This is a genomic window from Roseomonas genomospecies 6, assembly GCF_008365375.1.
Lineage (GTDB): Bacteria > Pseudomonadota > Alphaproteobacteria > Azospirillales > Azospirillaceae > Azospirillum.
In genome coordinates this window covers 149,737-169,986 of record NZ_QOKW01000014.1, presented here as the reverse complement: position 1 = coordinate 169,986, position 20,250 = coordinate 149,737, and the positions used below count along the sequence as shown (strand labels likewise).

At 70.3% G+C, this 20,250-nt stretch carries 23 protein-coding genes; 13 read left to right on the top strand and 10 right to left on the bottom strand.

Features of this window, described 5'->3' with window-relative positions; all coding sequences use genetic code 11:
- Both DS843_RS18485 and DS843_RS18480 read right to left on the bottom strand, forming a co-directional pair.
- Window positions 1-508: GntR family transcriptional regulator (locus tag DS843_RS18485; protein ID WP_286192176.1), on the bottom strand; the 508-nt coding region annotated here is incomplete at its 3' end.
- A 358-nt stretch (window positions 509-866) separates the two neighbouring features.
- The gene (locus DS843_RS18480) at window positions 867-1,544 is read right to left on the bottom strand and encodes an HAD family hydrolase (RefSeq protein ID WP_149470317.1); all 678 of its coding nucleotides are present in this window, start codon (window positions 1,542-1,544) and stop codon (window positions 867-869) included.
- 203 nt (window positions 1,545-1,747) lie between these two features.
- On the opposite strand from DS843_RS18480, the gene DS843_RS18475 reads away from it, so the two are divergent.
- The 6 genes from DS843_RS18475 (at window position 1,748) to DS843_RS31275 (ending at window position 7,492) form a co-directional block, all read left to right on the top strand.
- Window positions 1,748-2,887 (top strand): AI-2E family transporter, encoded by a 1,140-nt coding sequence (locus DS843_RS18475; RefSeq protein ID WP_286192175.1) that lies wholly within the window; start codon window positions 1,748-1,750, stop codon window positions 2,885-2,887.
- 181 nt (window positions 2,888-3,068) lie between these two features.
- Complete coding sequence (locus DS843_RS18470; protein WP_286192174.1) at window positions 3,069-3,818, top strand: DUF2076 domain-containing protein; 750 nt, start codon at window positions 3,069-3,071, stop codon at window positions 3,816-3,818.
- A 387-nt stretch (window positions 3,819-4,205) separates the two neighbouring features.
- A complete protein-coding gene (locus DS843_RS18465) occupies window positions 4,206-5,264 on the top strand; it encodes a Glu/Leu/Phe/Val dehydrogenase dimerization domain-containing protein (protein ID WP_149470315.1) in 1,059 nt (352 codons plus the stop codon).
- Window positions 5,265-5,392: 128 nt separating this feature from the next.
- Window positions 5,393-6,469 (top strand): alpha/beta hydrolase family protein, encoded by a 1,077-nt coding sequence (locus DS843_RS31280; protein WP_167525361.1) that lies wholly within the window; start codon window positions 5,393-5,395, stop codon window positions 6,467-6,469.
- Window positions 6,470-6,524: 55 nt separating this feature from the next.
- Complete coding sequence (locus tag DS843_RS18450) at window positions 6,525-7,211, top strand: class I SAM-dependent methyltransferase (RefSeq protein ID WP_149470312.1); 687 nt, start codon at window positions 6,525-6,527, stop codon at window positions 7,209-7,211.
- A gap of 80 nt (window positions 7,212-7,291) precedes the next feature.
- The gene (locus DS843_RS31275) at window positions 7,292-7,492 is read left to right on the top strand and encodes a hypothetical protein (protein ID WP_167525360.1); all 201 of its coding nucleotides are present in this window, start codon (window positions 7,292-7,294) and stop codon (window positions 7,490-7,492) included.
- Window positions 7,493-7,504: 12 nt separating this feature from the next.
- On the opposite strand, the gene DS843_RS18440 is transcribed toward DS843_RS31275, so the two are convergent.
- Window positions 7,505-8,320: a coiled-coil domain-containing protein gene (locus DS843_RS18440; protein ID WP_149470310.1), complete on the bottom strand. Its 816-nt coding sequence runs from the start codon at window positions 8,318-8,320 to the stop codon at window positions 7,505-7,507.
- Between the two features lie 354 nt (window positions 8,321-8,674).
- On the opposite strand from DS843_RS18440, the gene DS843_RS18435 reads away from it, so the two are divergent.
- On the top strand, window positions 8,675-9,454 hold the full coding sequence (locus DS843_RS18435; protein WP_149470309.1) for a response regulator transcription factor: 780 nt from the start codon (window positions 8,675-8,677) through the stop codon (window positions 9,452-9,454).
- 38 nt (window positions 9,455-9,492) lie between these two features.
- Here DS843_RS18435 and DS843_RS18430 read toward each other — a convergent pair whose 3' ends face one another.
- The 7 genes from DS843_RS18430 to fliF are packed head-to-tail and all read right to left on the bottom strand — an operon-like array spanning window position 9,493 to window position 15,081.
- Complete coding sequence (locus DS843_RS18430; RefSeq protein ID WP_149470308.1) at window positions 9,493-10,122, bottom strand: hypothetical protein; 630 nt, start codon at window positions 10,120-10,122, stop codon at window positions 9,493-9,495.
- A 26-nt stretch (window positions 10,123-10,148) separates the two neighbouring features.
- Window positions 10,149-11,171, bottom strand: coding sequence for a flagellar motor switch protein FliG (locus DS843_RS18425; protein WP_167525359.1), 1,023 nt, complete (start codon window positions 11,169-11,171; stop codon window positions 10,149-10,151).
- A gap of 15 nt (window positions 11,172-11,186) precedes the next feature.
- Window positions 11,187-11,495: a hypothetical protein gene (locus tag DS843_RS18420; RefSeq protein ID WP_286192173.1), complete on the bottom strand. Its 309-nt coding sequence runs from the start codon at window positions 11,493-11,495 to the stop codon at window positions 11,187-11,189.
- Window positions 11,496-11,499: 4 nt separating this feature from the next.
- A complete protein-coding gene (gene fliP / locus DS843_RS18415; RefSeq protein ID WP_208852273.1) occupies window positions 11,500-12,282 on the bottom strand; it encodes a flagellar type III secretion system pore protein FliP in 783 nt (260 codons plus the stop codon).
- Between the two features lie 23 nt (window positions 12,283-12,305).
- Window positions 12,306-12,659 carry a flagellar motor switch protein FliN gene (gene fliN / locus DS843_RS18410; protein WP_149470305.1) on the bottom strand — a complete coding sequence of 118 codons (354 nt, stop codon included), beginning with the start codon at window positions 12,657-12,659 and terminating at the stop codon, window positions 12,306-12,308.
- The gene (locus DS843_RS18405; protein WP_149470304.1) at window positions 12,647-13,381 is read right to left on the bottom strand and encodes a FliH/SctL family protein; all 735 of its coding nucleotides are present in this window, start codon (window positions 13,379-13,381) and stop codon (window positions 12,647-12,649) included. The genes fliN and DS843_RS18405 overlap by 13 nt, the downstream gene beginning before the upstream one ends.
- Window positions 13,381-15,081 carry a flagellar basal-body MS-ring/collar protein FliF gene (fliF, locus tag DS843_RS18400; RefSeq protein ID WP_149470303.1) on the bottom strand — a complete coding sequence of 567 codons (1,701 nt, stop codon included), beginning with the start codon at window positions 15,079-15,081 and terminating at the stop codon, window positions 13,381-13,383. The genes DS843_RS18405 and fliF overlap by 1 nt, the downstream gene beginning before the upstream one ends.
- A gap of 187 nt (window positions 15,082-15,268) precedes the next feature.
- On the opposite strand from fliF, the gene DS843_RS18395 reads away from it, so the two are divergent.
- The 6 genes from DS843_RS18395 to DS843_RS18370 are packed head-to-tail and all read left to right on the top strand — an operon-like array spanning window position 15,269 to window position 20,199.
- On the top strand, window positions 15,269-15,769 hold the full coding sequence (locus tag DS843_RS18395; RefSeq protein WP_149470302.1) for a flagellar basal body-associated FliL family protein: 501 nt from the start codon (window positions 15,269-15,271) through the stop codon (window positions 15,767-15,769).
- Window positions 15,770-15,786: 17 nt separating this feature from the next.
- Window positions 15,787-16,902, top strand: a complete 1,116-nt coding sequence (gene fliM, locus DS843_RS18390; protein WP_149470301.1) for a flagellar motor switch protein FliM — start codon at window positions 15,787-15,789, stop codon at window positions 16,900-16,902.
- The gene (locus DS843_RS18385) at window positions 16,883-17,491 is read left to right on the top strand and encodes a DUF6468 domain-containing protein (protein ID WP_149470300.1); all 609 of its coding nucleotides are present in this window, start codon (window positions 16,883-16,885) and stop codon (window positions 17,489-17,491) included. The genes fliM and DS843_RS18385 overlap by 20 nt, the downstream gene beginning before the upstream one ends.
- A gap of 3 nt (window positions 17,492-17,494) precedes the next feature.
- Window positions 17,495-18,199: a MotE family protein gene (locus tag DS843_RS18380; RefSeq protein ID WP_149470299.1), complete on the top strand. Its 705-nt coding sequence runs from the start codon at window positions 17,495-17,497 to the stop codon at window positions 18,197-18,199.
- Between the two features lie 32 nt (window positions 18,200-18,231).
- The gene (locus tag DS843_RS18375) at window positions 18,232-19,521 is read left to right on the top strand and encodes a flagellar hook-length control protein FliK (protein ID WP_149470298.1); all 1,290 of its coding nucleotides are present in this window, start codon (window positions 18,232-18,234) and stop codon (window positions 19,519-19,521) included.
- A 15-nt stretch (window positions 19,522-19,536) separates the two neighbouring features.
- Entirely contained in the window at window positions 19,537-20,199 is a 663-nt protein-coding gene (locus DS843_RS18370) for a flagellar hook assembly protein FlgD (RefSeq protein ID WP_149470297.1), read from the top strand.
- Window positions 20,200-20,250 lie beyond the last annotated feature (51 nt).

Sequence of the window (20,250 nt, the reverse complement as noted above, 5' to 3'; positions counted from 1 at the left end):
CCCGCATGTGGATGAAGAAGCGGTCGGTCAGGTCGGCGATGAGCGTGCAGCCCGAGGCCTGGATGATCGACTGGTGGAAGGCGACGTTGGCGTCGGAATACTCCAGCACATGGTCGGCCAGCTCGCCTTGGGCGAAGCGGTCGAAGGTGGCGTGGAGCTCGGCCATGCCGCGCTCGTCGGCGCGTTCGACGAAGAGGCGGGCGGCCATGCCCTCCAGGGCGGCGCAGACGGTGATCATCTCGATGATCTCGGCCTTGGTCTTGCGCACTACGAAGATGCCGCGCCGGGGCATGGAGCGGATGAAGCCCTCCTGCTCCAGCAGCGCCATGGCCTCGCGCACCGGGGTGCGGCTGACGCCCAGCGCCTCGCAGAGCTGGCGCTCGTCGAGGCGGATCTCGCTCGGCCCGCCGTAGATGTCCATCTGGGTGATGGCCTGGCGCAGCGCCTGGTAGGCCTTGGCCTTGAAGCTCATCCCCTGGTCCAGGGGTGCGACCGAGAAAGTCATCATCTGCATTGCTGTTCCCGTCCCTGGCTCTTCTTTCCCCTCGCGTAGGAGGGCCCCCGGCTGAAGGGGTTTGGGCCGCGGTTTCGTTGCCCCGGAGAAGGGAAGCGGCTTGGATTGGTGATACGGTATACCAGATACCACTAGCCCGCAAGCGATTATGTTCGCTCCGCGAACTGTTTCACGAACGGACAGGGAATGAGGGGGATTGTCCCGCCGGGGTTGCGGCAAACCTTGCCCCCTCCCCGACCCTCTCCCGCTTTCGCAGGGGAGGGAGACTATGCGAAGCGGCGGCAGTCCCCTCCCCCGCCCAGCGGGGGAGGGTTAGGGTGGGGGCAAGGACTCCGCCGCCCTCCGAAATCGCTCAGCGACGCCCGCCCACCTCGTCCAGATGCTCCAGCAGGCCGGCGGGGTCTTCGTAGACGCGGAAGGCCCCGGCCCGTTCCAGCTCGTCCTGGCCGTAGCCGCCGGACAGCAGCCCGATGCTGAGCGCGCGGGCGCGCCGGGCGGCGAGGATGTCCCAGACGCTGTCGCCGACCACGATGGCCGATTCGATGGGCACGCCGAGCCGCTCCGCCGCGGCCAGGAACAGGTCCGGGTCGGGCTTGGCGTATTTCACCTGATCGCGGGTCACCACCGGCACCTTGTCCGGTTCCACGCCGAGGGCCTCCAGCCCGGCGCGGGCCGTCTCGATCCGCCCGCTGGTGGCGATGGCCCAGGGGATGCTCGCCGCCGTCAGGTGGGACAGCAGCTCCTGCGCGCCGGGCAGCGGGCGGACGCGGCCGGACAGCCCGCGGAACGCCTCCGCATGACGGCGGCGCAGCCGCTCCAGAAGCTCCGGGCTGATGGCGAGGCCCGTTTCGCGCAGCAGCATGTTGGCGAACAGGCCGCCGCTCATGCCGATCTTGCGGTGGATGCGCCAGACCGACAGCTCGATCCCTTCATGGTCCAGCGCCTCCTGCCAGGCCAGCACATGATGGTACACGCTGTCGATCAGCGTGCCGTCGAGGTCGAACAGGAAAGCCGTGTCGATGCGGTCCATGGCTTGAATCCCCAAGGCTGAATCCCGCTCCGGCGGAGCCGGTCCAAGTCAGTTGGTGCCCGGTCCGCCGCCCCGCAACGGCCCTGTGGCGGCAATTCCGCGCCTCGCGGCGGCTCCGGGCGCCGCGGAACATCGGGGCCGGTTCCGCGTCAAGCTTCTGCTGCCCCTGGGCAGCGCAACGCAACGGCGGGGAGCGGACGGCCTTGGCACAGCGGACGGACAGGGATGGGGAAACCGACGGGACTCGGCGCTGGTCCGTCGACCGGACCAAGCTGGGCCTCTGGCTGCTCGGCCTGCTGGCCGCCTTCGCCACCCTGTGGGGGCTCAGCGCCGCCTCGCCCGTCCTCGTCCCTCTGGCCGGGGCCTTCTTCGTGGCGGTCGCCGTGGCCCCGGTCGGGCGCTGGGTGCGGGACCGTGTGCCGCCGCGGCTGGCCCTGCTCGGCCCGCTCGCCGCGATGCTGACGGTGCTTCTGGTGCTGGCCGCCTTCGCCGGGGGCCTGTGGTTCGTCGGCCAGCGCGTGATTGACGAGGTGCCGCGCCACGCCGAGGAGCTGCAACGCCTCTGGGGGCAGGCGAACGGCTGGATCGACGGGCTGCGCGAACGCTTTCTCGGCGAATCCGGCGGCGAAGGCAGCGGCGAAGGCAGCGGCGGAGGCGGGGCGGAGGCGCTGTCGGGCATCGCCGCGTCGGTCCTGACGGCGGCGCGGGGCGCCGTCTCGACCTTGGTCATCGTCCTGTTCCTCGCCCTGCTGATGCTGGTGGAGGCGCCGGTCTGGCGGGAGAAGATCGTCAAGACGCTGGGGCCGGAGCGCTGCGCCACCACCGTCACCGCGGTCGCCGCCATCGCCCAGCAGTTCCGGCGCTTCCTGCTGGTCAGCACGACGCTGGGCCTGATCACCGGAGCGCTCTACGTCGGCTGGCTGTCGCTGTTCGGGATCGACTTCCTGTTCCTGTGGGGTTTCCTGGCCTTCCTGCTGAACTACATCCCGGTGATCGGTTCCATAGGAGCCGCCGCGCTGCCCGTGCTGATGGCGCTGGCACAGGGGGGATCGACCACCGCCCTGATGGTCGCGGGCGGCCTGCTGGTGATCGAGCAGGTGATGGGCAATTTCATCGGCCCGCGGCTGGAAGGCAAACAGCTCGCCATCTCCCCCCTGGTGATCGTGAGTTCGCTTTTGCTGTGGAGCTGGCTGTGGGGAGTCGCCGGGACCGTGCTGGCCGTGCCGATGACCGTTCTGATCGCCATCGCGCTCAGCCACATCGACGCGCTGCGCCCCTTCGCCTTCGTGCTGAGCGACAAGAGCGACCGCCGGCGTTTCGAGGCGCGCACCCGGCCCGAATAACGCAAGCGCCGCTTTTTACCGGTGTTTTTCCGGCACCCCCCTCTCTTGACAGGTTTCCCGGACCTCCCCACGTCTCCGGGACTTGTGATCCGGGCCCCTCTGGCGACTTAGACGTGGTCGCGATGTCGGATCTCTTCACCTGCTTTTGCGCCGACGGGCGTGACCGCACTTGGAGGGACTGATGCTCCCATGGACCCGCGATACCCAAGCTTCACACACCATCGCTCCGGACATCGCCACCCGCCCGTCGGACGGGGCGCCGGGGCGCGTCCTCACCATCCCTCAAACCATCGAGAGCACGAGCACCGCCATGGACCAGACCGAACGCCAGATCATTGACGACCTCTTCGCCAAGCTGCGTCAGGCCGAGGCCCAGTCCGGCCCGCGCGACCCGCAGGCCGAAGCCCACATCCGCGACGCCGTCGCCCGGCAGCCCGCGGCGCCCTATATGATGGCCCAGGCCATCGTCATGCTGGAGCAGGCGCTGGCCGCCTCCCAGAACCAGAACCAGGAGCTGGAGCGCCAGCTTCAGGAGCGCCCGGCAGCAGCGGCGGGCGGCGGCGGCATCTTCGGCGGTCTGTTCGGCGGCGGCGCCAAGCCCGCTCCGGCCCCGCAGCCGCGCCATGGCGGCGCTCCCGGCGGCTCCCCCTGGGGCCAGGCGCCCGGCGCCGCCCCGGCCTATGGCGACCCGCGCGTCGCGGCCTATGCCCAGCAGCCCCAGCGGGCCGGCGGCGGCTTCATGGCCGGCGCCATGCAGACCGCCATGGGCGTTGCCGGCGGCATGCTGATCGGCAGCGCGCTGTCCAGCGCCTTCTCCGGCGGTGGCGAGGCCATCGCCCAGGAGGCCCAGGGCGCCGTCGATCAGGTGGCCGAGGAACTCCCCAGCGAGGAATCGTGGGGCGGCTTCGGCGGGGACGAAGAGGAATTCTGATCCCCGCGAGGACCGGCCGGGCGGCCTCCCCCCATCGCCCGGCCGGTCCCCGGCTTCCTTCCCCAGAGTGTTGGCGGACCGGAAATTATCCTTCGCGGTCCCGCCCGCGACACTTTCCCGACGCCGGAGCGCTCCGGCGCTCATCTCCTTGCTTTTTGCAAGGCGGCTGACTGTCCGCCTTGCCAGCATTTTCATGCGCATCTAGTTTCCTTCAAGAGAACCGCCTGTCGCCTCCCCGCCCGAGCAAAGAACGGTGAAGCACAGGGAAAGGAAAAGCGAACCCGCCGCACACACTTACGGCGCGTGGAACTCCTCCGCGCGCAACGCCCGAGCCTTGCCTCGCGGCGGTGCCCGCTTTTCAAAAAGAAAAAAGATCAGGAGGAAGCCGTGCATCTGTTCGACCATCCCGATTTCGACGACCACGAGCAGGTGGTCTTCTGCTCCGACGCGGCGTCCGGCCTGCGCGCCGTCGTCGCCGTGCACGACACGACGCTCGGCCCGGCGCTGGGCGGCTGCCGCATGTGGCCCTACGCCGGCGACGAGGAGGCCCTGCGCGATGTGCTGCGCCTGTCGCGCGGCATGACCTACAAGTCGGCGCTGGCGGGCCTGCCGCTGGGCGGCGGAAAGTCGGTCATCATCGGGAACCCGCGCACGGACAAGAGCGAGGCGCTGCTGCGCGCCATGGGGCGCAACGTCGAACGGCTGGGTGGACGCTACATCGTCGCCGAGGATTCCGGCACCGGCGTTCCCGACATCAAGACCATGGGCCTGGAAACCGCCCACGTCTCCGGCGTGGTGGAGAAGGCGACCGAAGGCGGCGGCACGCGCAGCGGCGATCCATCCCCCTCCACCGCCTACGGCGTCTTCGTCGGGCTTCAGGCCGCGGTGCGCCACCGGCTGCACCGCACGGATCTGGAGGGGCTGACCGTCGCCATCCAGGGCGTGGGCAGCGTCGGCGCGCACCTCGCCCGCTATCTGGCCGACGCCGGGGCGCGGCTGTGGATCACCGACATCGACGAGGCGCGGGTGCGGCGCGTTGCCGACAGCGTGGGCGCCACGCCCGTCGCCCCCGACGCGGTGTTCGATCTGGAGGTGGACGTCTTCGCCCCCTGCGCGCTGGGCGCCGTTCTGAACGACGCCACGATCCCCCGGCTGACCTGCCCGGTCGTCGCCGGGGCGGCCAACAACCAGCTCGCCGAGGCCCGGCACGGGCAGGCGCTGGCCGACCGCGGCATCCTCTACGCGCCGGATTACGTCATCAACGCGGGCGGGGTGATCGACGTTCATTACGAGCGCACCGGCTACGACCACGCCCGCGTGATGAGCCACATCGGAAGCATCGCCGACACGCTGGCGGAGATCTTCGCCCGCGCCGACATGGAACGGAAGCCGACCGCCGCCGTCGCCGACCGCATGGCCCGCCAGCGTGTGGGGCGCACGCGCTGACGGCCTGATTCCGACCACCTCCACACAAGCCGGCAGGGAGAAAACGCCCCTCTTGCCGTTCGGCAGTCAAGACGGTCACACTCCGCCCTGCGGGGAAGGCTTCGTGACGTGATGCCGGAGGGACTGCGATGGGTCGGCGGACGCGGCGTTGGATTTTGGCTCTCCTGCTGACCGGGCTGCTGCCGGTCTTGCCGGCGCGGGCGGAGACGCCGGCGCAGTTCCGGGCCGCAGTGACACAGATCGTCTACGCCGATCCGGGAACGGGCAAGGCAGTACCGGTCCTTCTGCTCTACCCCACGCGCGATGCGGTCCAGCCGCTCCGCCGGGGACCCTATCATCTGAACGTCGCCCCGGAAGGCTGGCCGGCGCTGGACTCCATGCCGCTGGTGATGATGACCCAGGGGCCGTCGCGCAACGGGCTGGCGATGGTCAGCGTCGCCCTGTTCCTGGCGCGGCGCGGGATGATGACCGCCGTCGTGACCCATCTCGGCGGGCCGGAGCCGGGCGCGGCCAACGATGCCGGGAACGGCAACACCGGAAACGGGGGCACCGGAAACGGGGGCACCAGGAACGGCGGCACCCAGCCGCTGTGGGCGGAGCTGCCGCTTCAACTCCGCGCGGCGCTGGACGCCGTGCTGGACTCCTCTCCCATGGGGTTCCGGGTGGACCAGCAGCGAATCGGCGTTCTCGGCTACGCGGCGGGGGCCCATGCGGCCCTGGCGGCGGCGGGCGGGGTGGCCGATCTGGGGCGGGTTCCGCAGATCTGCGCCGCTCATCCGGAGAACCGGACCCTCTGCCCGGCGGGCGCCAGGACCACCGCCACGGCCTCGCCGAAGCGGCTGGAGGCCGCCGCCGATCCCCGCATCCGGTCGCTGCTGCTGATGGACCCGGTCGGCGCCCTGTTCGGGGACGGGGCCCTGTCCCGCGTCACCGTCCCGGTCCGGCTGTACGAGGCGGAGAAAGGCGACGAGAGCGGAGCCCTTCAGGTGGCGCGGGTGCGCGGCCTGCTGCCCCGGCCGCCGGAATACGACCTCGTTCCCGGCGCCGGCCACTACGCCTTCCTGACGCCGGTCCCGGCCAGCGCCGCCGCCCGATTTGGCGCGACGGTGAAGGACCCGCCGGGCTTCGACCGCGCCGCCTTCCACGCGCGGCTGAACGACGAGGTTCTGGATTATTTCCGGCGAACCCTGAACGGCGCGCCCTGAAGCGGGTCCGGCCCTTCGCCGGACGACCACGAATCAACGAAAAGAACGGAAACGCATGATGACGACGATGACCTTGAAGGAAGCCCTGGCCGACGTCCTGGACCCGCAGGGCCGGACGGTGGTGGATGTCGGCTGCGGCGACGGGGCGCTGACCCGCCATTTCGCGGGACTGGGCGCCCGGGCCATCGGCGTCGAGATCAGCGAGGACCAGCTCGCCCGCGCCCGCAAGGCGGAGCCGGTGGCCGGCGCCGACTACCGCGTCGGCAAGGGGGAGGCGCTGCCGCTGGCGGACGGGTCGGTGGACGCCGTGGTCTATTCCAACAGCTTCCACCATCTGCCGCCGGCGGTCATGGCCGACGCGCTGGCCGAGGCGGCGCGGGTGCTGACCCCCGGCGGCCGGCTGGTGGTGGTGGAGCCGATCGCGGAGGGACCCTACTTTGAGGTCTTCCTGCCCATCGAGGACGAGACGGAGGTGCGCGCCGCCGCCTTCGACACGCTGAAGCACCCGCCGCTGCCGCTGGAGGCGGTGGACGAGACGGTCTACGCAACGGTGGTGCGCTACCGCGACGCCGACCATTACCTGGGCCACGTCGTCGCCGTGGACCCGGCGCGGCGCGAGCGCCTGCCCCCGCTGGAGGCCGAGGTGCGCCGCCGTTTCGCCGCCAACGGGCGGATCGACGCGGAGGGGATGACCGCCTTCGACCAGCCGATGCGCCGCATGGTCTTCAGGAAACTGCCTTGAGCGCCGCCATTTGGTCACGGGCGCGCCGCCGCGCGTCCGGGCATAGTGGGCCGGCACCACAGTTCCGGAAAGACGAAGACATGCCCCGCTCCGCCCTTTTCGCCGCCCTGGCCCTTCCGGCGTTTCTGCTCCTGGCCGGCTGCGGCGTGGTCGTCGCCACGGTGGACACGGCGGCCAGCGTGGCCGGGTCCGCGGTCAGCGTCGCGGGGAACGTGGTGTCGGCCACGGCCAATGTGGCGACCGCCCCCTTCCGCGGCGGCGACGACGATGAGGACGAATAAGAACCGGGCCGCTCAGCGCCGGAACATCCGGCGCCACCAGGGACGGCGAATCCGGGCCAGCTCGGTCACCAGGATGCGGCATTGGTCGCGCATCGCCTCGTAGGCGGCGACCTCCGTCTCGCGGTCGCGGCGCAGGCCGTCCAGCGTGCCGGTCAGCCGTTCCAGCCGCTTTTCCAGTTCCGCGCTGTTCCGGCGTTCCCGCTCCAGCGCGTCCTGGGCCTCCTCGCTGCGGCGCTCCGCCGCCTCGATGCGCTGGCGGAACCCGCGCTCCCGCGCTTCCGTGTCGGCGATCAACCGCTCCACGAGGTCGCCGATGCGCTTGCGCTCGGCCTCCCGGTCGGCCTGGAGCCGGTCCAGCGCCACCGCGTGGGACAGGCGCAGCGCGGCGATCTCCGCGTTCACCGCGGACAGCCGGTCCTCCGCGTCCTGGAGCGCGCGGGCCATGCCCTGCTCGCGCGCCGAGGTCTCGGCGATCAGCGTCTCGACCAGATGATTGACGCGCTCGCGCTCCGCCTCGCGGTCGGCCTGGAGGGTCCCGATCTCCCCGGACCGTGCCCGCTCCGCCTGCCCGATGGCCTCGCGCCAGCGTTCGCGTTCGGAGGCATGCTCCGCGATCACCCGCAGCCGCTCCGCCCGCTCGCTGTCCGCCGCGGCCTCCGCCTTGGCGATCTGTTCGCCCAGCGTGGCGACCTGATCCCCATAGACGCGCAGGAGTTGCGTGGTTTCCTCCGAGGGTGCCTTCGTGCGCTGGCGCGTGGTCCGCTTGGCCGGCCCCACGGGCGAAGGCGGCGTGTCCTCACCGTTGGAAAGCGGGATCATCTCGGTCATCGCGGCTTATCCTGACAAATCGGGCCTGCGCCCGCACAGTAGCGCGTCCAGCGCCGTCCGCACAGGAACCTTTTTCCATACAGCCGTGGAGGTGACGATGGCGCGGCGACTCCGGTGCATAGATTTCGTCGCGTATTTCCATGGTTTTCGCCAATAAATTTCCCGAAATCGGTCCTGTTAACGCGCTTTAAAGCCGCGTTAACGCCGACTCACCCGCGCCTCCGACGTAGTAACACCAATGATTGACAGTTCGGTTTTCGATTGGTTTTTTGAACGATGTTCGCAGGCGCGAAGAAGACTTTTCCTAAAAAGCAAAACAACCGCCCTGTCCGATCCGATGCTGCGGAGAATCCCATGCGTGCTGTCCTGGTTGAACCGAATCCCTTGATCGCCGACGCGCTTGGCCGTCAGCTCGGCATGGGCAAGATCCGTTACGACCGCCAGGACTGGACGGGTCTGGAGGAGCTTCTTCAGGAGCAGGGGGCGGAGGGGCTGGGCTACGACGCCATCGTGCTGGGCGGGGTGGACGATCCGGCGCGCTGCGTGGCGGCCCTGCGGGCGCATCAGGTGGGGGCGGCGGTGCTCTGCCTGCTCGACCGGCGCTGCGTGACCACCACGGTGGAGCTGCTCCACGCCGGGGCCGACGACGTGCTGGTCAAGCCGGTGGTCAGCGCCGAGGTGCGGGCGCGCATCGAGGTGGCGCGGCGGCGTTCGCGCGGCCTGCTGAGCAACGCGGTGCGGGTGGGCCGGCTGACGGTGTTCCTCGACGGGCGCGACCCGGAGGTCGGCGGCGAGCGGCTGCGGCTGAGCCAACGCGAGCACGCCATCCTGGGCGTGCTGGCCGCCCACCACCGCCGCGTCGTCTCCAAGGAGCACATCTACGACGAGGTCTACGGCCTGTCCGGCGCCGACCCGCTCGACAAGGTCATCGACGTCTACATCTGCAAGCTCCGCAAGAAGATCGCCGAGGCCACCGGCGGCGCCCGCTACATCGAGACCGTCTACGGACGCGGCTACAAGTTCGAGGCCCCGCCAGAGCATGAGGACGCTGCTCCTGTGGTGCCGGCGCGCCGTCTGTCGCCGGGGTACAACGGGTTCGCGCGCGGGGTCCGGGAGGCGCGGCTGGCGGGGTGAAGGGGAGGTGGGGGCTCACCGCAACCACCACCCTCCCCCTACCCCGACCAGTCCGCGCTGAGCTCCTCCTCTTCCAGGTCCAGCCACGCCCCGGCCAGTGGCCCCACCGTCAGGTCGCCGGTCAGCCCGGCGTCGCCCATGGCTCCGGCGAACCCGTCCTGCATGTCGGCCAGCGCCGCGGAGGACAGCCCGCCGCCGGTCTGGAGCATCACGTCGAGCCGCCGCCCTTCCCCCGCCGCGACGAGCTGCACCGCGCCCAGAGCCGGCAGCCGCATCTGCAACACCAGCGCGCTTCCCGTCTGAAGGTCCGCCCCGTCGGAAATGGCGCAGAGCAGGCTGCGGCAACCGCCCGCCGCAGCGCCGTCCATCACCGGGACGCTCACCACCCGCCACTCCCGCCCGTCGGCGGTGCGGCGGTGGCGCGGGGCCAGCGCCAGTTCCAGATCGTCCAGCAGCGCCCCGTCGTCGAGCTGCTCCAGCAACCGGCACCGCTTCGGCCCCAGCCACGCCCGCGCGCCGTTGGCGGTCGCCGCCAGGAAGAAGGCCAGCCCGAGGCCGAAGGTGGAATCGCAGCGCGGCAGGCCGCCGCGCAGCTCCTGCGCCGCCCGCGGGTCCAGCGCCTCCACCACCGCCAGCAGATGGCCGACCTCGGCGACCGCGTCCGGCATCCCTGCACCCCTCAGCAAACCGTGGCTCAGTAAACCACGGCGTCCGCTTCGTCCGATTGCGGGAGGACGATGGCCCCGTCGTCGGCCATGGACTTGGCGACCTGCACGATCTCCGCCTGCGCCTCGTTCACGTCGCGCATGCGCACCGGCCCCATGTTTTCGATCTCGTCCTGAAGGATCAGGCGGGCGCGCTCGGACAGCACGGACAGGAAATGGTCGCGCTGCACCGCCTCCGCCCCCTTCAGCGCAATGGCGAGCTGGCCCGTGTCGCAGCGCCGGATCACCGCCTGGAGCGACACCCGGTCGAGCCGCAGCAGATCCTCGAAGGTGAACATGAGCTGGCGGATGCGCTGGGTCGATTCCGGCATCAGCGCGTCCAGATCGCCGAAGATCTCCGACATCGTGTCGCGGTCGATGCGGTTGAAGATGTCGGCCATCCGCTCGTGCGTGTCGGCGCCGTGGGTGCGGGCGTAGTTCGCCATGAACTCGTTGTGCAGGATGGATTCGATGTCCAGAAGCACCTCGCGCTGCACGGATTCGATCTGGATCATCCGCTCGATCACCTCCAGCCGCAGCGCCGGGGGCAGCAGCGGCAGCACCTTGGCGGCGTGGTCGCTGCGCATGCGGGACAGGATGACCGCCGCCGTCTGCGGGTACTCGCCCGCCAGATAGGTCGCGAGCACGCCCTCGTTCACGTTGGACATCTTCTCCCACATGGTGCGGCCCGCCGGGCCGCGGATCTCGCCCATGATCTCCGACACGCGGTCGCCGGGCAGGAAGCGGGAGAGCATGCGCTCCGTGCTGTCGTAGGAGCCGACGACGGAGCCGGTGTTGGCGAAACGCTCCGTGAAGCTGCGCAGCAGCGCCTCGACGAGGTTCGACGTGACGTTGCCGAGGCTGGCCATGGCGCGGCTGACCATGCGGATCTCGTCGTCGTCCAGCCGCTCCATCAGGCGGGAGCCGCGCTCCTCCCCCAGCGCCAGGAAGATGACCGCGGTCCTCTCCGAACCGCTCAGGCTCTTGAAATTGTCTCGGATCTTGATCGGCATGCCCATTCTGGCACCTCAGAAGAAGCGGTCGGCGGTCAGGGAGGAGCGGTCGGAATCGTCCCGCCCATCCTGCGAGCGGTCGTGACGGAAGGCGTTCGCCAGGACGCTGCCGGCGACCAGCACCATGCGGTGCGGCACCAGCGGGTTGGGGTCGAGCGCGTTCAGAAGCGTGACGATGGCCGTCTCGTCGTCCACCGTGACGCCCCGCCGCCTGGCGAAGGCGGTCACGCTGTCGGCGACGCCCGCGGCCCCGGCGGGGGGTGCCGTGGGCGGCGCCGGCAGACCGGCGGAGGAATGGGCGGGCAGCAGCCGGGGCTCGGTCATCGCATCAGACTCCCCCATAGGAGCGGATCAGGCTGTTGGCGATCAGGAACCAGCCGTCGGTCAGCACGAAGAAGATGATCTTGAAGGGCAGCGCGATCATCACCGGCGGCAGCATCATCATGCCCATCGCCATCAGAACCGCCGCCACCACCATGTCGATCACCAGGAAGGGCAGGAAGATCAGGAACCCGATCTCGAAGGCGCGGCGCAGCTCCGACAGCAGGAAGGCCGGGACCAGGATGCGCAGGTCGGCGGTGGCCGCTGTCATCGGCTGCTCGGACTCCGGCTTGCCGGAAAATCCGGCGAAGGCCGACAGGTCCTTGTCCCGCACCTGGGAGGCCATGAAGTTGCGGAAGGGCTCCACCATCCGCTCCAGCCCCTGCTCCTCGGTCACCTGCTCGTTCAGCATGGGACGCAGCCCGTCCTGCCACGCCGCGTCGAAGACCGGCCCCATGATGTGGAAGGTCAGGAACATGGCGAGGCTGATCAGCACCATGTTCGGCGGCGACTGCTGAAGCCCCAGCGCGGAGCGCAGGAGCGACAGCACGACGATGATCCGGGTGAAGGAGGTCGCCATGACCAGCAGCCCCGGCGCCACGCTGAGCACCGTCAGAAGCACGATGCCCTGGATGACGCGCCCGGACAGCGACCCGCTCTCCCCCGTGGCGCTGCCGAGCGCGCTGCCGATGGAGGACAGGTCCAGCCCGCCCGACTGCGCCCAGGCCGCCGCGGGAAGCAGCACGGCGAACGCAAGGGCGAGGGCGGGCGGAAGCAGGCGTCGGATCATGATGGGAGCCCGGTGGATGGAGGTCAATCGATCGCCAGATCGGTGCGCACGATCTCGGTCAGCGTAACGCCCAGCCGCTGGTCCTCGACGATCACCACCTCGCCGCGGGCGACCAGACGGTGGTTCACCAAAACCTCCACCGGCTCGTCCACCTTGCGCTCCAGCTCGACCACGGCGCCGCGCCCGAGCTTCAGGAGTTGCGCCACCAGCATGCTGGTGCGACCCAGCACGACCTGCACGTCCACCGGGACGTTGTAGATGGCGTTCATCGATCCGGCAGAGAGGCCGCCAGCCGGTGCCGCGGTGGGAATTCCGGCAGCGTCCTTCTCGGCGGGCTTGGCGTCGTCTTCCAGAACGTCGAGGTTCAGTGGGGCCATGATGCGGTGCTTTCCGTGTCGGTGAGAAGGTCATGTTCGGTGGACAGGGCGGCCAGCGCGCGGTCGCACAGACCGCCGACGGCGCGCTCCACCGCCGCGGGGTCGTAGCGGAGGCCGCCGGCTTCCCAGGCGGCGTCGATCCCGCCCGGTGGCTGGGACTGGTCGGCAACGACCTCCAGCGAGCCTTTGAAACCGGAGGCTTCGGGATCGGCCAGCCGCGCGCGGACCGGTTCGGCCAGATCGGGGTGGACGCGCAGCCGCAGACGCGGCGACCCGCCGGCCAGCCGCAGCGCGTCCGCGGCGAGCCGTTCGGTTTCCGCCGCCCCGATCCGCTCCAGCAGCGCCGGGGCGAGACGGCGGACGAGCGCCAGCATCACCGCCGATCCCTGCGCCTCCACCCCGCGCAGGGCGTCGGCGAAGCGCTCGTCCAGACCGGTGAGCCGTTCGTCGAGGCGGGAGAGCGCCTGGGCCAGCGCGGCGTCGGTGCGGGCCGCGGCCTCCGCCACCCCCTCGCGCCGGCCCTGCTCCACCCCTTCAGCGAAGGCGCGGACTTCGGCGCCGTAGACGGCGGCCTGGAGATGGCGTTCGGAGTGAACGAGTTCATCCAACGGATCGACCGGGTCCGGGTCCGGCACCGCGGCGCCGAACTCCGCCGCCGCTTCCGCTGCAGCCTGGGCGGTGCTGTCGAAGCGCTGGTCGAAGCGGTAGCGCGGGTAGCCCATCAGACCGCCTCCTCGTAGAGCCAGGAGCGCAGGATGTCGATCGCCTCATCCGGGTACTGGTCCACGATGTCGCCCAGCCGGCGGATGGAGGAGGCGCGCACCCGGCCTTCCACCGTGCGCAGTTCGATGAGCTGGTCCATCGTCTCCTCGATGCCCGGCAGGGCCGCCGTCACCGGTTCGCCCGCGTCGGTGAGCTGGGCCGTCTGCATGGCGGAATCGCCGCCCATGGCCGGACCGGTGAGCTGCGGCATGGCCGCCCCCGCGGCCAGCGCCGGGGCCGGCGTTTCCGCCGCTGTCGGTTCCGGCGCCGGGAAGACGCGGCGGATCAGCGGGCGCAGACCCAGCACGATCAGCAGCCCGCAGAGCACCAGCAGGATCACCCACTGGATCAGCGTCATCACGTTGCGGCTGAGCGTGTCGACGATCTCCGCCATCGGCTCGCGGGCGCCCAGATCGGGGGCGAGATTGACGAACTCCAGGTTGTCCACGGTCACCCGGTCGCCGCGCGCCTCGTCATAGCCCATGGCGGAACGCACCAGTTCGGTGATGCGCTGCAACTCCTCGGGCGCGCGGGCCTCGTAGCTGCGGGTACCGTCCTGCGCCGTCACCCAGGTGCCGTTGACCAGCACCGCGACGCTGACGCGGCGGATGTCGCCCGGCTCGATCACGGTTTCGCGGGCGACGTTGGAGATCTCGTAATTGACCGTCTCCTCCTGGCGTTTGGAGTCGGTGGAGGAGCGGTTGTTCTGGGTCTGGGCGCGCACCTCGCGCTGCGGCAGGTTCTGTTCGGCGGTGACCGGCGGTTCGCCCGTGCTGTCCAGGCTGCGGTCCTGCTCCTGCACCGTCTGGGTGGAGCGGACGACCTGGCTGTTCGGATCGAAGCTCTGGCTGCGCACGACCTCGCGCTTGGTTTCGACATCGACAGCAACCTGAACGCGAACATTGCCCTGCCCCAGCCGTGCCACCAGCATCTGTTCGATGGCGCGGGAGATGCGCGTCTCGTGACCGGCGCGCAGCCCGTCCACCTTCGCGGACGACCGGACGTCGCCATCCTCCTCGGTCAGCAGCACTTCGCCGGAGGCGTCGAGCACGGTGACGGCGCTCGGCTTCAGGTTGGGAACGGCGGCGGAAACAAGGTGGCGGATGGACAGCGCCTGCCGCCGCTCCAGCGGCGCCCGGCCCCGCATGCGCACCAGGATGGAGGCGGTCGGGGTGGGGGCGGCGCGCGAGAACTCCTCGCGGTCGGGCAGCACGATGTGGACCCGCGCCGCCTCGATGCCGGACAGCGTCTCGATGGTGCGGGCCAGTTCGCCTTCCATGGCGCGCAGCCGGTTCATCCGCTGCATGAAGCTGGTGATGCCCAGCGGCTTGTTGGTGTCGAACAGCTCGTAGCCGATGCCGCCGCGCGACGGCAGGCCCTGTTCGGCCAACAGCATGCGCAGCCGCGGCACCTCGGCCTCCGGCACCTGGACGGCGGTGCCGTCGAAGGCGGCGGACACGGGCACGCCCATGGCCTCCACCGCCTTGACGATCCGCCCGGCCTCCGCCGGTTCCAGCCCGGTGTAGAGCGGCGTCATGTGCGGCCGCGACAGCAGAACCGCCATGGTGGCGACCGCCAGGACGATGCCGACGCCCGTGCCGGCCAGCACCAGAAGGCGCGTGCGCCCAAGCGTCCGCAGATTGTCGATCAGTCCCGTCACGACACCCGCACCTTTAAAGTTTCCGAAAAGCGGGGACCGTAATGTTCACCCCGTGAGCCTTCACAACCTACCCGGATGACTTTTAAGCGGAGTAAAAGCCGCGAAGATGAACCGGAAGGAAGTCGCTAAAACTTGATCGTTTAAAACGGTATCTCAAATTTTCGGTATTTTGGAGGCGCCGGACGCGATGAATACAGATGCTGGAAAGGCAAGGACGGGAACGCCGGGCCGGCAGCGGATGTACGTCATCGTGCTGCCGCTGGCCCGGCTGGCGCTGGGTGCGGCGGCCCTGTGCGGCGTCGCGGCGGCGGGGTTCGGCGGCTACTGGATGGCCGTCGGGCCGGACGGGGTGGCGCGGCTGTTCGAGGGCACGCCCATCGCCGAACCGGCCCAGGCGACGCTCGACATGCCGGAGTTGCTGGTGAACCTGCGCCCGGACACGCCGTCGCGCTTCATGAAGATCGGGGTGACGCTGGCGCTGGCGCCCGGGGACCGCGGACGGGTGGAGCAGGCGATGCCCCACCTCGTCAACGCCCAGCAGGAGTTCCTGCGCAACATCGATCAGCACGACCTGCGCGGCTCCGCCGGTCTGCTGCGGCTGCGCGGGGAACTGCGCCGCCGCTTCAACCTGATCCTCGGCCCGGACACGGTGTCCGACGTCCTGCTGCGCAGCCTTCTCACCCAATAGCCGACCCAGAGGAACGGATGAGCACTCCCATCGACACGGCCATCGACACGGACGGCGGCGGCGAAAGCGGCGGCGGCGGGGACGATCTGGACTGGGGCCTGGACGCCGGCGCCGGTGAGTCCGAAGCCGCCGCCCTGATGGCCGACACCAAGGAGCTGAGCCAGGAGGAGATCGACCGCCTTCTGAACTTCGCCGTCGGGCCGCAGACGGAATCCGCCGGACAGACCCGCGCCATCGAACGGCTGGTCAGCACGACGACGGTCAACAAGGACCGGCTGCCGATGCTGGACGTGGTCTTCGACCGCATGGTCCGGCTGCTGAACACGTCGCTGCGCCAGTTCTCGTCCACCAGCGTGGAGGCCAGCCTGCTGCGCATCGACTGGCTGCGCTACAACGAGTTCCTCGACACCATCGAGCTTCCGGCCCTGGTCGGCGTCGCGCGGGCGGAGCAGTGGGACAACCACATCGTCGTGTCGGTGGACAGCGCGCTGATCTACTGCATGATGGACGTGCTCCTGGGCGGGCGGCGCAGCCGCGCCCGGCGCATCGACGGGCGCAGCTACACCTCCATCGAGCGCAAGATCACCGAACGGCTCATCCGGGTCATCCTCCAGGACCTCAGCCAGTCCTTCGACCCGATCACGCCCATCGACTTCACCTTCGACCGGCTGGAAACGAACCCGCAATTCGCCACCATCACCCGCGCCACCAACGCGGTGATCCGCGTGCGCATCGCGGTGGAGGTGGAACGCCGCACCGGCCATGCCGAGGTGGTCATCCCCTACGCCACGCTGGAGCCGGTGCGCGGCAAGCTGGTGCAGACCTTCATGGGCGAGAAGTTCGGCCACGACACGGTGTGGGAAAGCCACCTGAAGGCCGAGCTGATGCGCGCCAAGCTGGATCTCGTCGCCGTGCTCCAGCAGACGCAGGTGTCGCTGGGCGAGGTCCTGAACTGGGAAAAGGGCACCTCGCTGAAGCTGCGCATCGACCCCGACGCGCCGGTGGTGCTGCAAAGCAAGACCACCCCCCTCTTCGCCGGCCACATGGGCCAGCGCAACGGCAACATCTCCGTCAAGATCGACACCGACCTGGAGACCAAGCAGGAGCTGATCGATGGTCTCATTCCTCATTGACGCCGCGCTGGCGGTCATGCTCGTCACCGCCACGGTGTTCCTGGTGATCGTCAACAAGCGGCTGAAGGTGATGCGCTCCAGCCAGGCCGAGATCGGCGCGCTGATCGGCACTTTTTCCAAGACCATCGACGAGACGGAAGCCTCGGTGCAGCGGCTGGTCGCCGCGGCGACGGAGGCGTCCGCCAAGCTGTCCGACGGGCTGGACCGCGCCAAGGGCGTGACGGAGGAGGCGGCGCTGGTGCTCGGCTCCTGCGAACGCGCCTCCAAGCGCATCGAGGCGTCCGTGCAGGAAGCCCGCGCCCTGGTCCGCCGGCTGGAGGATGGCCCTGTCCCGCGCCCGCGGCCCCGCCCGGCCCCGCCGTCCCCGGCGGTTGCCGAACCTGCGCCGGTCGCGCCGTCCGTCCCGGAAGCGGACACCCCCATGGTCGAGGACGAGGACGGCTTCCGCCCGATGCGCGTCGCCGCCCTGGCCGCCGCCGCCATCCGCGCGGCGGAGGAGGAGACGCCCGACGCGGAGGCCGGCGGCGCCCGGCAGCAGGCGGCCAACGCCTTCTACGCCCGGCTGCGGGCCATCGGACCGGAGCGCTGAGCCATGCTGCGCGTACTTCCCATCACGCTGGTGGCAATCCTGATGGTGCTGCCGCTCAAGCTCGGCTCGCTGATGGAGGGGCTGCCCGTGGTCGCCCAGCAATTCGACCGCGAATTCGGCAAGCATGAGCGCCCCTGGGCCAAGGACCTGAAGAACGGAACGCCCGAGGCAGTGCCCGAACCGGCGCCTGTCCTGTCCGCGCTGCCCGCCACGACGCCGCCCGCGGACGCCGCCCTCCCGGCGACAAGCTGCACCGACCCAGCCCTGCGCGCGGCCATCGCGGAGCAGAAGGCCGACGTGACCGCACGCACCCGCCATCTCGGCGAGGCGGAAGCGGTGCTGGCCGCCGCCGAAACCCGCGCCACCGCCCAAATTCAGCGGTTGAGCGCCATCAAACGCGACGTGGAGGCGCTGATGCAGCAGCGCTCCACCCTCCAGGCGGAGGACCTGAAGCGCATGGTGACGATCTACGAGACGATGAAGCCGCGCGACGCCGCGCGCATCTTCAACGACCTGGAAACCGACATCATCATCGACGTGCTGGACCGCATGGCCGAGCGCCGCTCCGCCCCCATCATCGCGGAGCTGGAGGACAGCAAGGCGCGCGAGGTCACCCGCCTCGTCCTGCAACGGCGCGCCCTGCCCGGCGACCGCCCGCCGCCGCCCGCCCCGCTTCCCGTCCGCCTGACGCAGACGCCGACGAACTGAACCCGGTCGCGGCTGCCAGACAAAGAGACACCATGCCCAGCCTTCCCGACGCCCTCGCCGCCCCGCCGCCCCGCCCCGTCCGCTCCACGGAGAGCGCGGCGCCGTCTCCCGGCGCGCCAGGGGAGGATGGAGCGTCCGGCACGCCCTTCGCGGACCTGATGGATGACGCGGGTGCGGAGGACGAGACCACCGGGCAGCCCGATTCCACCACCCGGACCGGCGGCGCGCCGGCCGGTGCCGACGCCGCTCTGGCGGCGCTCTTGCCGCTGTTGACCGCCCCGCCACCCGCGCCACCACCGGCGACGGCACCCGGCACCGCGGAAACCGGCATGGTGCTTGAGGCGCTTCCGTCCGGTGGACTGCCAGCAACGCCTCCCATCGCGGCATCTCAGCCACCAGCGCAGGCTGCAGCCCAACCAGCCCCGCCGCAGCCGGTCGCGCCCCTCCCCGCAGAACCCGCCGCCATGCCGTTCGATGCTGCGTCCGATGGGTCAGCGCCGGACGGCACGAGCACGAACGGTGCGCCCGCTGCTCCGCCCATCCCATCCACGGCCTCCGGCGCCAAACCGGATGCCGCTCCGCTGTTCCAGACCGCGGACTCCCCGCCCCAGGCCAGGACGGACGCAGCCCAGGCCCCATCGCCGCAGCTTCAGCAGGCGATGGCCCAAGCGGGCAACAACGCCGCGTCGAACGGTGGCACCGGCCAAAATCCGGGACACCAGAATCCGGGACAGGGGCAAGGCCGCGGCAACCCGCCCGCCGGACTGGAAGCGCTTTCCGCACCCGCTCCGGCGGTGGACGGGGCGACCGCGCCATTGCCTTCCACGCTCGCCCCGCCAGCGGTTCATGCGGCGGCCCACTACGCGGCGCATCCCGGCGAGAGCGCCGCGGCGCGGCTGCCCGCCGCCCAGGTGGCGAACCAACTGGTGCGCGTCGTCGAGACGGGGGGCGGCGAGTTCCACATCGACCTGAAGCCGGAGGAGCTTGGCCCCGTTCGCGTCGTTGCCGAACTGAGCGGCGCCCGCGTCGCCCTGCATGTCCAGGCCGAAAGCCCGGAGACCCTGGCCCTGCTGCGCCGGGACATCCACCATCTGGAGCGCGCCCTGTCCGACGCCGGGTTCGAGCTGGACGGCGGTACCCTGAACTTCTCGCTGCGCGGCGACGGCGAGCCGCGCGGCTTCGCCTTCTCCGGCCAAGGCGACGGACCGGGCGGACGGGAGGACGGCGCCGGACGGGCCATCCGCCTCGCGGAGTCTCCCTCCACCCTGCCGCCCGAACGCACCGCCCGTCCCATCGACGGTCTCGTCGACATCTCGATCTAGCCGCAAGGACCCGCCATGACCACGACAGCGGCCAACAACACGGCCCCAAATACGGCCACCGCGACGCCCTCCCCCGCCGCGAAGAAACAGACGGTGGATTACGAGGCGTTCCTGAAGCTGCTGACCGCACAGCTCCGCAACCAGGACCCGCTGTCGCCCATGGACGCCACCCAGTTCATGACGCAGCTCGCCCAGCTTTCCACCGTCGAACAGGGCGTGCAGACGAACCAGACCCTGGGGCAGGTGCTGGACACGCTGAAGAACAGCGGCATGCGGCTGGACATGGCCTATCTGGGCCGCAAGGTGGAAGCCGCGTCCGACCGCATCAGCCTGTCGGAGGGCAAGGCGGAGATGGCCTATGCCATCGACGGGGCCGCCGCGTCGGTGAAGATCGAGGTGGTGAACGACGCCGGGCAGGTGATCTACAGCGCCCCCGGCAGCCCGAAGACGGGCCGGCAGACCTTCTCCTGGGACGGCACGCGCAGCGACGGCGGCACCGCCGCGGATGGCACCTACCTCGTGCGCGTGACCGCGAAGGACAAGGCCGGCAAGTCCCTGACCACCGCCACCGTGACGACCGACACGGTGAAGGAGGTGCGCAGCGTCGATGGCGAGACCCAGTTCGTCCTGAAGGGCGGGGCCACCGTGAAGGGCACGGACATCCTGTCCGCGTCCTGATTTTTCATGATCGAGGAAACGGCACGCGGGCCGGCGGGGGAAGGCTGTTCC

Excerpts from the sequence above, each read along its gene's own strand:
- DS843_RS18450 (WP_149470312.1), top strand. The coding sequence starts at position 6,525 with ATGATGACGACGATGACCTTGAAGGAAGCCCTGGCCGACGTCCTGGAC.
- DS843_RS18425 (WP_167525359.1), bottom strand. The coding sequence starts at position 11,171 with ATGCCGATCAAGATCCGAGACAATTTCAAGAGCCTGAGCGGTTCGGAG.
- DS843_RS18405 (WP_149470304.1), bottom strand. The coding sequence starts at position 13,381 with ATGGGCTACCCGCGCTACCGCTTCGACCAGCGCTTCGACAGCACCGCC.
- DS843_RS18395 (WP_149470302.1), top strand. The coding sequence starts at position 15,269 with ATGAATACAGATGCTGGAAAGGCAAGGACGGGAACGCCGGGCCGGCAG.
- DS843_RS31275 (WP_167525360.1), top strand. The coding sequence starts at position 7,292 with ATGCCCCGCTCCGCCCTTTTCGCCGCCCTGGCCCTTCCGGCGTTTCTG.
- DS843_RS18430 (WP_149470308.1), bottom strand. The coding sequence starts at position 10,122 with ATGCCGGACGCGGTCGCCGAGGTCGGCCATCTGCTGGCGGTGGTGGAG.
- fliP (WP_208852273.1), bottom strand. The coding sequence starts at position 12,282 with ATGATCCGACGCCTGCTTCCGCCCGCCCTCGCCCTTGCGTTCGCCGTG.
- fliM (WP_149470301.1), top strand. The coding sequence starts at position 15,787 with ATGAGCACTCCCATCGACACGGCCATCGACACGGACGGCGGCGGCGAA.
- DS843_RS18440 (WP_149470310.1), bottom strand. The coding sequence starts at position 8,320 with ATGACCGAGATGATCCCGCTTTCCAACGGTGAGGACACGCCGCCTTCG.
- DS843_RS18470 (WP_286192174.1), top strand. The coding sequence starts at position 3,069 with ATGCTCCCATGGACCCGCGATACCCAAGCTTCACACACCATCGCTCCG.
- DS843_RS18375 (WP_149470298.1), top strand. The coding sequence starts at position 18,232 with ATGCCCAGCCTTCCCGACGCCCTCGCCGCCCCGCCGCCCCGCCCCGTC.
- DS843_RS18480 (WP_149470317.1), bottom strand. The coding sequence starts at position 1,544 with ATGGACCGCATCGACACGGCTTTCCTGTTCGACCTCGACGGCACGCTG.
- DS843_RS18380 (WP_149470299.1), top strand. The coding sequence starts at position 17,495 with ATGCTGCGCGTACTTCCCATCACGCTGGTGGCAATCCTGATGGTGCTG.
- DS843_RS18435 (WP_149470309.1), top strand. The coding sequence starts at position 8,675 with ATGCGTGCTGTCCTGGTTGAACCGAATCCCTTGATCGCCGACGCGCTT.
- DS843_RS18370 (WP_149470297.1), top strand. The coding sequence starts at position 19,537 with ATGACCACGACAGCGGCCAACAACACGGCCCCAAATACGGCCACCGCG.
- DS843_RS18420 (WP_286192173.1), bottom strand. The coding sequence starts at position 11,495 with ATGACCGAGCCCCGGCTGCTGCCCGCCCATTCCTCCGCCGGTCTGCCG.
- DS843_RS31280 (WP_167525361.1), top strand. The coding sequence starts at position 5,393 with ATGGGTCGGCGGACGCGGCGTTGGATTTTGGCTCTCCTGCTGACCGGG.
- fliN (WP_149470305.1), bottom strand. The coding sequence starts at position 12,659 with ATGGCCCCACTGAACCTCGACGTTCTGGAAGACGACGCCAAGCCCGCC.
- DS843_RS18385 (WP_149470300.1), top strand. The coding sequence starts at position 16,883 with ATGGTCTCATTCCTCATTGACGCCGCGCTGGCGGTCATGCTCGTCACC.